This window comes from Rhodopirellula sp. P2 (assembly GCF_028768465.1).
Taxonomy (GTDB): Bacteria; Planctomycetota; Planctomycetia; order Pirellulales; family Pirellulaceae; genus Rhodopirellula.
On record NZ_CP118225.1, the window covers coordinates 3,356,001 to 3,367,318 of the forward strand.

At 57.1% G+C, this 11,318-nt stretch carries 11 protein-coding genes; 5 read left to right on the forward strand and 6 right to left on the reverse strand.

Annotated features, from left to right (window positions below):
• Positions 1 to 37 precede the first annotated feature (37 nt).
• The gene (locus tag PSR62_RS11865) at positions 38 to 1,513 is read left to right on the forward strand and encodes a hypothetical protein (RefSeq protein WP_274407940.1); all 1,476 of its coding nucleotides are present in this window, start codon (positions 38 to 40) and stop codon (positions 1,511 to 1,513) included.
• Between the two features lie 141 nt (positions 1,514 to 1,654).
• Here PSR62_RS11865 and PSR62_RS11870 read toward each other — a convergent pair whose 3' ends face one another.
• The 3 genes from PSR62_RS11870 to PSR62_RS11880 form a co-directional block, all read right to left on the reverse strand.
• Positions 1,655 to 2,116 (reverse strand): hypothetical protein, encoded by a 462-nt coding sequence (locus tag PSR62_RS11870; protein WP_274407941.1) that lies wholly within the window; start codon positions 2,114 to 2,116, stop codon positions 1,655 to 1,657.
• Positions 2,117 to 2,188: 72 nt separating this feature from the next.
• A complete protein-coding gene (locus PSR62_RS11875) occupies positions 2,189 to 2,371 on the reverse strand; it encodes a hypothetical protein (protein WP_274407942.1) in 183 nt (60 codons plus the stop codon).
• 440 nt (positions 2,372 to 2,811) lie between these two features.
• On the reverse strand, positions 2,812 to 4,284 hold the full coding sequence (locus PSR62_RS11880) for a metallopeptidase (protein WP_274407943.1): 1,473 nt from the start codon (positions 4,282 to 4,284) through the stop codon (positions 2,812 to 2,814).
• A gap of 405 nt (positions 4,285 to 4,689) precedes the next feature.
• Between PSR62_RS11880 and PSR62_RS11885 the strand changes: the two genes are divergently transcribed.
• The 3 genes from PSR62_RS11885 (at position 4,690) to PSR62_RS11895 (ending at position 7,028) form a co-directional block, all read left to right on the forward strand.
• A complete protein-coding gene (locus tag PSR62_RS11885; protein WP_274407944.1) occupies positions 4,690 to 5,730 on the forward strand; it encodes a galactitol-1-phosphate 5-dehydrogenase in 1,041 nt (346 codons plus the stop codon).
• 130 nt (positions 5,731 to 5,860) lie between these two features.
• Positions 5,861 to 6,622, forward strand: coding sequence for an alpha/beta hydrolase (locus tag PSR62_RS11890; RefSeq protein WP_274407945.1), 762 nt, complete (start codon positions 5,861 to 5,863; stop codon positions 6,620 to 6,622).
• Positions 6,623 to 6,632: 10 nt separating this feature from the next.
• Positions 6,633 to 7,028: a response regulator transcription factor gene (locus tag PSR62_RS11895; RefSeq protein WP_274407946.1), complete on the forward strand. Its 396-nt coding sequence runs from the start codon at positions 6,633 to 6,635 to the stop codon at positions 7,026 to 7,028.
• Between the two features lie 37 nt (positions 7,029 to 7,065).
• Here the strand turns inward: PSR62_RS11895 and PSR62_RS11900 are convergent, their stop codons facing one another.
• The 3 genes from PSR62_RS11900 to PSR62_RS11910 form a co-directional block, all read right to left on the reverse strand.
• Entirely contained in the window at positions 7,066 to 8,052 is a 987-nt protein-coding gene (locus PSR62_RS11900) for a type II secretion system F family protein (RefSeq protein WP_274407947.1), read from the reverse strand.
• A 66-nt stretch (positions 8,053 to 8,118) separates the two neighbouring features.
• Complete coding sequence (locus PSR62_RS11905) at positions 8,119 to 9,084, reverse strand: type II secretion system F family protein (protein ID WP_274407948.1); 966 nt, start codon at positions 9,082 to 9,084, stop codon at positions 8,119 to 8,121.
• A 114-nt stretch (positions 9,085 to 9,198) separates the two neighbouring features.
• Complete coding sequence (locus PSR62_RS11910; RefSeq protein WP_047815369.1) at positions 9,199 to 10,518, reverse strand: CpaF family protein; 1,320 nt, start codon at positions 10,516 to 10,518, stop codon at positions 9,199 to 9,201.
• 50 nt (positions 10,519 to 10,568) lie between these two features.
• Here PSR62_RS11910 and PSR62_RS11915 point away from each other — a divergent pair, with 50 nt between their 5' ends.
• On the forward strand, positions 10,569 to 11,186 hold the full coding sequence (locus PSR62_RS11915) for a hypothetical protein (RefSeq protein WP_274407949.1): 618 nt from the start codon (positions 10,569 to 10,571) through the stop codon (positions 11,184 to 11,186).
• The last annotated feature ends 132 nt before the right edge of the window (positions 11,187 to 11,318 follow it).

Genomic DNA, 11,318 nt, shown 5'->3' on the forward strand with positions numbered 1-11,318 from the left:
ATATTCTTTGAATCTCCTCTCGAGCCCGTGTTCCAACATGTCAGCTGCTCCTATTCCGTGGAAACACATTCGCAATATTTTGGTTTTGTTCGCACCGGTTTGGTGCGGAGCGGCCGTCTTGTTTGGAGTGCTAGGGCTGGGGACAGCGTTGTTTTCAAGCGACCGTTGGGCGGCTCGACAGCCGCTCGTTCTTCGGGATGAAGCGACCGGCGCCGTCGATCGTTTGGGACGATTCTCGAGTCAAACCGATCTGAAAGCGGCTCAAGAAACGTTGCTCGAAATGGCTCGCAACCCAGAAGTGGTCGCCGCGGCGCTGCGAGACGTGGGGCCGGTTGGTGGCGAAGAGGACGAGACCTATCCATCGACGACCTTGGTCGACACGGTCGCAAACAAACGCGTCAACGTGGTCGCGCCTCAAGGAAGCGAGTTTGGCAACAGTGAACTGGTTTACTTGAAAGTCGAAGCGGAGACGCCCGAGCGTGCGACCGACTTCTGTCGAGCACTCCTGGATAACTTGAGCAGTCATCTGCGGACGGTACGCCGAATTCGGGCCGATAGCGTCATCATCGAGTTGACCAATGCCCGTGATTTGACGCGGCAAAAATTGGACACGGTCTTGAACAAAATGAACGAGGTCGAAATTCGCTTTGGATCGGACCTCAGTGAATTGCGAAATCTGAACGATGCGATCTCCGGTGACGGTGCCAACCGACGAACGATGGAAGAGAACGCGAAAGAGTTGCAGTTGGCCGAATTGGAGCTCGAACGTTTGAACGCGTTGCAGCAATTGTTGATTGCGGGGTCGCAAGACCCACGTCAGTTGTTGGTCAGTGGCGATGAGTTGCTGTCCAGCCAGCCTTCCCTGCAACGATTGAAAGACGGATTGATCGACGCCCAAATCGAATCCAGTCGATTGGCAAGCGTGTACACCGAGCTGCATCCGCGTCGTCGCTCGGCGATCACGACGGAACGCGAAATCACTTCCCGGATGCTGGAAGAAGCACGGGCAGCGGTGCGAGCTATGAAGCCAACCTTGGCGTTGGCCAGCGACCGAGTTCAACGACTCCGTGATAAGCAGGATCAACTGCACGACAAGCTGAGCCGATTGGCCGGTGTGCGGACCAGTTACTCCAAGCTGGATAGCGATGCGGAGGCGTTGACTCACCAGTTGGCAGAAGCGGAAGCCGCCTTGGGCGAAGCTCAGGCCAGCCGATCCGCTGCTCTCTCAACCAATTTGTTGGCGGAACTCGGGCCACCCCAAGTCGGTGATTCACCCGAAGGAATGTCGGGAATCTCCGTCACCTTCGGATCGTTGTTCGCCGGATTGGTGTTCGGATTGGGAACCGTGTTCTTGATTGCACCTGGACCGGAAGGTGCCAGTGCGGGACGCCGCTGGAGCGATCGACTGACGGGACGGCGGGCGACGGATCACATGCCGCCAGAGGTGGCCGCGCAGGTCACCTCGGTTCCCCCGGACGGGCAGGATCGTCGACGTGGTTCGGATCGGGGCTGAGCAACGAAATTCAGCGAACACAGAACCCTCGAAAGTCATCGAAAAACACCTCGCCGAGTTTGCTCGGCGAGGTGTTTCGTTGTTGATCAAGGCAATGTCTGCACGGTGAATCCCCTGCGGACGTCACCGCAACGGCAGCGATCAGGCACCGGTTGCGGGGGCGTCAACGCAGCCCTCGCATTGGCAGCTTTCGCAACTGCAGTTGTCGCAGTCGACTGATTCGTCCAAGCAGCAGTTGCAGTCAGCATCACACTGACCACAAATGCAAGCTTCCGCGATCGCTGACGTCAGCGAGTCGTTTGACGCGACTCGCTCACTGGCAGCGTCTCCACAGGACAAGCCTGCACAGCAGCTCATCTTGGTTGCTGCGGTTGCGCTGCCGGCGGTATCACAGGCGTCGCATTCGCAGGCCTCACACGAGCAGTCGTCGCACGAGACATCGCCATTGAGGCAGCAATCGCAACCGGCTTCGCATTGACCGCACGGGCACGTCTCACCGAGACGGGCGGCGGCGTTGTCACTCGAAACGGCGCTTCGAGCAGCGAACAGAATCGCGACACCCACCAACACGGTGGCAGCAAACATCATGGAAGTACGTAACATCTTAGGGCTCCTATCGAACCAAAACTCAATTGAAAAATCAAACAAAACTGTCAGTCAGATCAGTCTTGGATTTCAATTCAGCCAGCGGCACAGAAGCACGCAGCGGTCTCGTGACGTCACGACGGAATGCCATGACGAATCCGATTGCCAACCCAGTGTGGGGGACGGCACCGAATGCAGAGAGTCTTCTCGCAAGCCGATGGGCATGCTGAACGCGACGGGCTGGTCATCGACGGTGAGCACGCGTGAACTCACCCACGAGTCAGTCAGGGTTGACCGAACATCGCAGTCGCACTGGGACGTCCATTGGCAAAGGCAATCAGAACCTGATTCTGAAGGCTTGGCTTCTGCACAGCCCGATGCGGTCGATTGGCAGCACGAAGCGGTGACAGGTTCGACAGATGCACAGCATCCCGTTGTCACCGAGGCATCCTCAGAGACCGATGCGGCGCAGCAACACGGAGGTTGCAACATGGGCCAAAGGCACAACGCGAGCACGGCCAGCAACGCTGGTGCTCGAAGTGTCGTTTGGGGCCATGCAGTCGGTCTCATAAGTTCCTTTCTACGCAACAAAGCTGGAACGGGTCGAGAGATATTCTCGAAAAACGCCTCAGACGCGATGCCGTCAGACGTCAACGCTCGCTTTCGAAATGGCGAAAACGTAGCCGAATCCGCCATCTTTTAAGTCCGTGCAATCAGTTCGAAGGTTGCGGCAGCGAGACGTTTTGAGACGCTCCGTCGCTGTTCACGACCACGATTCGATGAATTGCCGTGCCCGGTTTCATGTTTTGGATTTCATCGAACGTGAGTTCCATCGACTTGGGATGGTCGGCGGCTCCTGCGTCGTGGGATCCGTATTCGCGAAAGGTTTCGATTCGATCTTGGGAATGGAATCCGATCCACGGGATGCCGGAGTCACTGTGGATGCGAACGAGCTTCGCCGCTTCATCGACTTCGACATCGGGACGTGAAGTTTCATCACTGGTCGCATCGAGTTGAAACCAAGGGCTCCAGCGAAGGAACGAAGCGCTGACGGGTGAAAAGTACGCTTCTTGCTGGGGCGAGAACTCGCGGGGTTGTTTGTTGTGCTTGCTGGGCGGATCAGTGAAGGTGAACACGCGGTGAAAGTGATCGAATCCTCGCGTCATGATGCCCATGTTGTCGGTGCAGTGAGGCAATCCCATCGCGTGGCCGGTCTCGTGCAAGGTGGCGCCGATGGTGGTGGACGCCAGGGCCCAGATTGTCCCACGGAATGCACTGTCGTCGTGAACATGGGTGGCGTCGACCGCGGTGTCGTCTTGGAAAACATCCATTGCCGACTGAATGTCACGCGGCCAGCAGAACACCGACGCACTGCCGAACAGTCCCAGGTTGGCTCCGCCCAAAGCGGTGTGTCCGAGCATCTTTCCCGTTCGTGGGTCTTTGCGAGTGTAGGCCGCCAGGACGACGTTCTTGGCCATCGGGTCAGGGTGTTCTTCGTTGATCCACCGGCGAACGCGTGGCCACCAGCGATTGTTGTCAGCTTGAGCGTAGTAGTCCTGTTTGTCTTCGTCGCCTTTCCAGGTGTGCACGATCACTTGGCCGTTTTCGTCGTGTTCCAATGCAAAGGTTCGGGGGCCGTAGCCCAGGTCCTTCATCCGTTCGGCGGTGAACGTTTGCATCAGCAAGGCGGCGGTGCGAAGTCGATTCTCGTAGTCCTGTGTGACCGAATCATCCGGCGCCGCGAAATCTGTTTCTCCGGATTGATCGGTCATCCAGATCAATCGAACGTAGTGCGGGTTGGTCGGAGGCTTGTAAGTGAGGACCAACTCGGTGGTTGGAGCGGAAGCGTGTTCCAAGTGGAGGACGTTTTTTCCCTCCGAGAGTTCGACCAACGCTTTGAAGCGTTTTCCATCGGTCAGGACTTTGACCGGGTTCGCCCCGACGGGAGCTTGCTCGTTGACGATGGTCAGGGGGGTGGCGTGTTCAGCTGGCATCGTGCCTCGCAGCAGGACCACGCTGTAACGGACTTCCGAATTGGATGCGTGGTTCTCGACCTGGATCGCCGCGTCTGAATCGCTGGCAAAGACAGGGGTGGTCTGGGGAATGATGCTGGCGAAGGCCAGGGCGAGGCAGATCGATGCCAATGGCGTCGCGGCCCGAGGTCGGCGGATGCAGGGAGGTCTCATTGAAAACGAACCGTTCTGGAATGGGTTGGGTGGACTCTGTGATACGAAATTCGCAACTCAATTGGCATCCGAATCGAAGTTCCGCCAGGCTCCTGCGTCCAATGCTCCGTTGCGTCTGACCAGTCGTTCCGCCAGGAGCAGAAGAAAAGGATCGGGTCCCGTTGGTGTACAGCACCCGCGGGACTGACACGGCCAAAGTGTCTGAGACTTCCTTCTCGAATGTTCCTAAAAAGTGCGAAACGAATGACGAGGCACGCAGTTTACTTCACTGTTCCGATGGAATTGAATCGGGCTGGCAGTCGGCAAGTTTCTTTCTGGCGGGCCAGCGTTTCATTGCCCACTGATTTGGCATAGAATTCCGAGCCATCCCTTCCTCCATTCACCCACCCACAGAAGCGTTGCACCATGAAGGCATTGTTGCTGACCGAGTACAAAAACATGCAAGTGACGGACGTGGACGAGCCTGAGGTGGGGCCGGACGACGTTCTGGTTCAGGTCGAAGCGTGTGGGATTTGCGGCAGTGACATTCATGGTTACGACGGCAGCACTGGGCGTCGCATCCCGCCCTTGGTGATGGGGCATGAGGCAGCTGGCGTGGTGGTTCAGGTTGGCGAGAACGTCAGCGATTTGGAACTCGGGGCTCGCGTCACGTTTGATTCGATGGTGTCGTGCGGAAGTTGTGATTTCTGCCGCGAAGGGCACGGAAACCTGTGTGACAACCGAATGGTTCTTGGGGTTTCGTGTGGCGACTATCGACGTCACGGCGCGTTTGCCGAGCGGATTTCAGTGCCCCGCCGGATTGTCTATCGATTGCCCGACACCCTCCCGTTTGAACACGCTGCGTTGGTCGAGGCCGTCAGTGTCGCGGTGCACGCGGCGGAACTCACGCCGATTCGGTTGGGCGACACCGCCGTCGTGGTCGGGGCCGGAATGATCGGTCTGTTGGCGGTTCAGGCTGTGCGAGCGGCTGGGGCGACACAAGTCATCGCCGTGGATTTGAATGACAAACGCTTGGAAACAGCCGGGGCATTGGGCGCCGACGTGTTGTTGCGAGCTGACCAAGTCGACGTGCCAGAAAAAGTTCGCGAATTGACAGGTGGACGGGGGGCGGATGTGGCGTTGGAAGTTGTCGGAGCCACGCCCACGATCAAAACCGCCATCGAATGCGTTCGCAAAGGCGGTTCGGTGACCTTGGTGGGCAACGTGTCGCCGACGATTGAGTTGCCTTTGCAGTCGGTGGTGACGCGAGAAATTCGTTTGCAGGGCACCTGTGGCTGCAATGGGGAGTACCCGCAGTGCATCGATTTGATGAATCGCGGCGTGATCAACGTTGAGCCACTGATCACGGCCAAAATTTCTTTGGCGGATGGTCCGAAGTGGTTTGACCGCTTGCATGCCGGTGACGCGGAGCAAATGAAGGTGTTGGTTTGTCCTCGTTCGGAGTGAGATCCGAAGCCAGATGACTTTTCGACGTTGACATTGAAGGCGGCGTGAAACTAGTTTCCCACCGTCGTCTTCCGCGGACTACCCACTGACCGATTCAGGACAAAAGATGAGCGACCCGTTTGCAAGCCGAATGCGCTCGTATCCCTCTCCCGAGCCTGCTGCGGCAAGGTCTGAACAGCGGCGTCGTCCCCTGTCGATCGTTTCGCCGCTGCACTACACGCCGTCCTACGAGTATCCGTTGGTGGTTTGGCTGCACCACAGCGGCCACAATGAATTGCAGGTCGAACAGGTCCTCCCGCACATCAGCGTCCGGAACTACGTCGGGGTCGGGGTCCGAGGGAACCAGGCCACCGATGTCCGCGGTTGGGGGTTTGATTGGGCCGAAGGGAAGTCTTCCATCGCCACCGCTCGCGAATCCGTGGTCGAGGCGATCGAGCACACCCAGGCGGAAATGTCGATTCATGCCAGTCGAGTTTTGATCGCGGGCTATGGCAGTGGCGCCACGATGGCCTGCCGAATCGCATTGATGGAACCCGAGCGATTTGCCGGGGTAGCGATGATGGGCGGGCAATTCCCCACCAGTCAATCGGTGATGCGAGAGTACCATCGGCTTCGGGAGCGACGTCTGCCGATTTTGTGGCAGCAAGCCATCAATGGCGTCGATGATTGCCCCGAACAACTGAAGCGTGGCATCCTGGCTGCGGAATCCATCCGAGCGCGTGTTGAAATTCGCCAGTACCGAGGCGATGATGTCATGAACGCGGTGGCGCTGCGTGACATGGACCAGTGGTGTTTTGATAACATCATCCAGCCACGTTCCGAGTCCACCGCGGAAAATTCGACGGTTCGTCCCAGCGAGGGATTGTCACCGATCGATTTCTCCGCCAATTGATCGCCACTTGATGAACACCCCTGCCCAGTCAGTTAGTGCCACCTCCACCGCGAAAATCCTTGTTGTGGATGACGATGCGGAAATCATCGAGGCGGTTTCGTACGCTTTGGAAACCAATGGCTACCAAGTGGTGATTGCCCGAGATGGCAACCAGGCACTTGCGTTGGCGGAATGCGAACAACCACAGCTGATGATCTTGGACATGATGATGCCCAAGCGAAGTGGATTCTTGGTGCTCGAAAAGATGCGGCGTGAGAACGAGTTGCCGGTTCCTGTGATCATGATCACGGGCAACGAAGGCAGCCGGCATCAAGCGTACGCAGAATTGCTGGGCGTCAGCGAGTACATTCGCAAGCCATTCGCGATCGAAAAATTGCTGGAAGCGGTTGAACGATTGCTGAAATAGTTCGCGTGTTGGGTTGGATCACCGAGCCCTTTCGGGCTCACTGAAGCATCTGGCGATACATGTTGATCGCAGCGGGCCCAACCAGCACCACGAAGATGCCTGGGAAGATGAACAGCACCAACGGGAAGATCATCTTCACGGCTGTCTTGGCTGCTTTCTCTTCTGCGATTTGGCGTCGTTTGGTTCGCATGGAATCGCTCTGCACACGAAGTGCTTGGGCGATACTGGAACCGAATTTGTCCGCTTGGATCAGGATCGATGCCAATTGCTTCAGGTCGTCCACTCCGCTGCGATAGCCCAATCCGGAAAGCACTTCGCTGCGGGGGCGACCGAGTTGCAGTTGTTGGTTGGAGATCGAGAATTCTTCGCCGATCGCTTTGTGGCTCTTTTGCATTTCTTCCGCCACTTTCCGAAGGGCTTGGTCGAGCCCCAGGCCGGCTTCCACGCAGACCACCATCAGGTCCAGCGCATCGGGCAGTCCCAGGAAAATCTTTTCGCGACGTTTGCCGGCGAGGTAACCCAACACCAGTGTGGGCAGCATGAAGCCAAAGATCATTCCGAGCAGCAGCTTGATGATCATTCCCTGAGTCAGTCCGTCGAGAACCGCTCCGGTGACACCACCAAGCATCAGTCCGATGCCCGTGCAGACCAGTTGAATCAGTTTGAAAATGACCGGCGCGCTTTCGCGACGAAAGCCAGCGTTGACCAGTTTCTCACGCAGTTTTCCCATCTCGGCTTCGTTGCCGGAGACGGAGCTGGCGATGGGGTTCGCTGCTTTTTCCAGTGCTTCGGTCAGGGCTTCGTTTTTGGTCCGTTGTTTGTCATCGGCGGGGATGTCGCGGACCCCGCGTTTGGCATCCTTCATCCGCTCGAGGCGTGATTCAGCAGGTGCTTGGTCGTTCCCGCCCACTTTGCTGAGAACGAACCAAGCGAACGATGTCACCGAAGCAAAAATCGCGATGGTGGTCAGAGTCAACGGGCTGATGAAGCCGATGAGTTCGGAAGCGATTGAGAGTGTGAACATGGGACTGAGTTGTGCGAAGTGCAATGAGCGAAAGAAAGGAGAGTGCCAAGCGAGCGGAGGTGGGATCTAGACTTTGATCGTGATGATCTTCTTGATCGCCAAGGCTCCTAGCACCTGAGTGACCAAGGCCATTCCCAGGGCGTATCGTCCGAGTTCGTCCGAAAAGAGCATCAACACGTATTCGGCGTTGATTTTCAGCATGACCAGGAACAAAACCGGTGGCAGAGCGAGCAGCACAGCACCGCTCATCCGACCTTCCCCGGTGAGGGCCTGGATAGTTCCCAGGATTTGCAGGCGTTCGCGGACCAGGTGCCCAATCTTGTGGAGGATCTCGCTCAAGTCACCCCCGGTTTGTCGCTGCAGAATCACTGCGGTCGCGAAAAACCGAAGGTCCATGTTGGGAACTCGCTCCGCCATGTCTTCGATCGATTCGTCCAACGGGATGCCGAACTTTTGTTCCTCGAAGCAACGGCGGAATTCCGTCGCCAAGGGAGCTTCCATTTCTTCGCCCACCAGACCAAATCCCGCGTTGAGCGAGTGTCCCGCACGAAGAGAACGGCCAAGCAACTCCAGGGCTTCCGGGATTTGTTCCCCGAATCGCTTCAAGCGTCGTTTGCGTTTGAACATCACGTAGAAGACAGGTCCCCCAACGAACATGGCACCGACAATCGGGCCGAGCAGGATCGGGACGGGAGTGACGACGCAGAGCACGAGTCCCAAGGCAAAGCAAGCTCCACAAATCATGGTGAACTTGGTCACTGTCAGATCAATGTCGGCTTGCTCAAGGATTTTATGGACCGCGGGAATGCGGTCCATGATGATCTTCAAGATGCCGGTTGTGTCGTCCAGGTCGTTCAGCAAGAACGACTGGGAGTTGCTCTCAGATTCTGCTCCACGTTTCCCGTGGGCCAATTGAGTCAAGCGATCTTCCGTCGCGGTCGTTTCTTCCGAAGGCATCAAGACAGATGCACCGAACGCGATGATCGAGGCAACAAAGACCCCGGCGGCGACGATGATGATGATGGATGACATGGGAGTGTTGATTGAAGAGGAGAGTCGAGCGTAAGTTTGCGAAGAGCACTTCAAGGTCGCTTCAGCAGTCGTGACGGGATCGGATCGGCGTCACGACTGGCTGTTCACCTGAAATCAGGCGTCCATCATGACTCGTTCACGGAAGGCACTGGCGGGCAGTCGCACGCCGGCGGATTCGAGTTTGTCCATGAAGCTTGGGCGAACACCGCTGCAGACAAATTGCCCGTGGGCTTTGCCTTCCGCGTTGATGCCAGTTTGATTGAATCGGTAGATGTCTTGCAGGATGATCGTGTCTTGTTCCATTCCGACCACTTCGGTGATCGCGGTGACTCGACGAGGTCCGCCTTGCAAACGGTTGGCCTGGATCAAAACGTCGACTGCTCCACTGACCTGTTGGCGGATGGCTTTGACCGGCAAATCAAATCCGGACATCATGACCAGCGTTTCCAGACGAGCGATCGCGTCACGGGGGGTGTTGGCGTGAATCGTGGTGAGCGATCCGTCGTGACCCGTGTTCATGGCTTGCAGCATGTCCAAGGTTTCACCACCCCGGCATTCGCCGATGATGATTCGTTCAGGACGCATCCGCAAAGCATTCTTGACCAGGTCCGTTGCGGTCACCGCTCCACTGCCTTCGATGTTGGGCGGTCGAGTTTCGAGTCGCACAACATGGTCTTGTTGCAATTGAAGTTCCGCCGCATCTTCGATCGTCACGATTCGGTCTTCGTGACCGATGAACGACGAAAGCGTGTTCAGGAGTGTCGTTTTACCGGAACCCGTACCACCGGCGATGATCATGTTCAGGCGTGCTTTGATGCAGCCTTCGAGCAACATCACCATCTCAGGTGTGAAGGCTCGGTAGTTGAGCAGGTCTTCCAGTCGCAGAGGGTTGCTACCGAAGCGACGAATGGAAACGGCAGCACCGTCGAGCGCCAGGGGCGGAATGATGGCGTTGACCCGCGAGCCGTCATCCAGTCGTGCATCGACCATCGGGCAGGTTTCGTCGACGCGGCGGCCAACTTTACTGACGATTCGGTCGATGATTTGCAGAAGGTGTTTGCCGTCGCGGAATTCCACGTCGGTCTTCTGCATTTGGCCGTTCTTTTCGACATAAATGTTCTTGGGACCGTTGATCAGAATGTCGCTGACCTTGGGGTCCTTCAGGATCAATTCCAAGGGACCCAGTCCAAAGGTTTCATCCAGCACTTCGTCGACAATTCGCTCACGCTCTTGTCGGTTCAGCAGCGTGTCTTCGGCATCGCAAAGGTGTTCCACCACCATGCGAATCTCACGTTTGAGCGTGTCGCCTTGGAGGTCACCAACACGCGAGAGATCCAATTTATCGACGAGCTTGCCGTGGATCCGGCGTTTGATTTGCTCGAATTGTTCCTGGCGATTCGCTTCGGGACGTTGGGGAGGCGCTGCTTGTCGCATGATTCTGATTTCCTTGACGGTGTGTCGGGCACCCGCACAGAGTGCCTGAAATGACTCACCCAACCCTACGACCTAAACGGTGCGCATGCTGCGAAAACGCAACGCGATCCTGTAAAAAAGAACGCTCTGCAAAGGCTTTGCGGGTTATGACGAGGCTGCGCGTTGGAAAAGATGAACCGTTGCCGTTGGCAGGGGGGCGGTTTGCTAAGACCACACTCTGCAGCCACCCGCAACATCATCTCAACCCACCGGAAGAGAACACCATGAATCGAAGGTGGACGGTGCTGCGACGCACCTTGGTTTTGGCGGCTGGCGTTGCCGTCGTGTTTTTCGGATGGAACGAACTCGCCCCTGCGCAGGACAAGGCGGCCTCATCAGGATCCACGTTGGAAACGAGTGGTTCCAGTCAGGCTACTGAGGACGCCATTCCCAGCGACAGCAATTTTCGGGAGGCCTACTCGGCTGCCTTTTGGCACCGGGAGGCGGGCGAATTCCAAAAGTCCAGGTCAGCTCTCGAAGCGGCGATCAAGTTGGTAACGCCAGATCGCGAAGTAGCTGATGCCCATCGGACATTGATTTCTGCGCACTCGGAATTGGGGGACCAAGAACGAATGTTCGAGTCGCCCGAGATCATGGGAAACGCGGTGAGTACATTGATCGACTGTTGAAACATTGACGCTTACCGCGACCAGTGCCGTGAGAAGTTGCGAATCGCCAATGCGCTGAAGGATTCCTGATCGTTCTGGCACGCGTTCCACTTTGTTCACTTCAACGCACGCAGGGGGGTATCAGCGGTTGCT

Coding starts and splice junctions, on each gene's coding strand:
- PSR62_RS11905 (WP_274407948.1), bottom strand. CDS start 9,084: ATGTCATCCATCATCATCATCGTCGCCGCCGGGGTCTTTGTTGCCTCG.
- PSR62_RS11885 (WP_274407944.1), top strand. CDS start 4,690: ATGAAGGCATTGTTGCTGACCGAGTACAAAAACATGCAAGTGACGGAC.
- PSR62_RS11870 (WP_274407941.1), bottom strand. CDS start 2,116: ATGTTACGTACTTCCATGATGTTTGCTGCCACCGTGTTGGTGGGTGTC.
- PSR62_RS11865 (WP_274407940.1), top strand. CDS start 38: ATGTCAGCTGCTCCTATTCCGTGGAAACACATTCGCAATATTTTGGTT.
- PSR62_RS11880 (WP_274407943.1), bottom strand. CDS start 4,284: ATGAGACCTCCCTGCATCCGCCGACCTCGGGCCGCGACGCCATTGGCA.
- PSR62_RS11910 (WP_047815369.1), bottom strand. CDS start 10,518: ATGCGACAAGCAGCGCCTCCCCAACGTCCCGAAGCGAATCGCCAGGAA.
- PSR62_RS11890 (WP_274407945.1), top strand. CDS start 5,861: ATGCGCTCGTATCCCTCTCCCGAGCCTGCTGCGGCAAGGTCTGAACAG.
- PSR62_RS11895 (WP_274407946.1), top strand. CDS start 6,633: ATGAACACCCCTGCCCAGTCAGTTAGTGCCACCTCCACCGCGAAAATC.
- PSR62_RS11900 (WP_274407947.1), bottom strand. CDS start 8,052: ATGTTCACACTCTCAATCGCTTCCGAACTCATCGGCTTCATCAGCCCG.
- PSR62_RS11915 (WP_274407949.1), top strand. CDS start 10,569: ATGACTCACCCAACCCTACGACCTAAACGGTGCGCATGCTGCGAAAAC.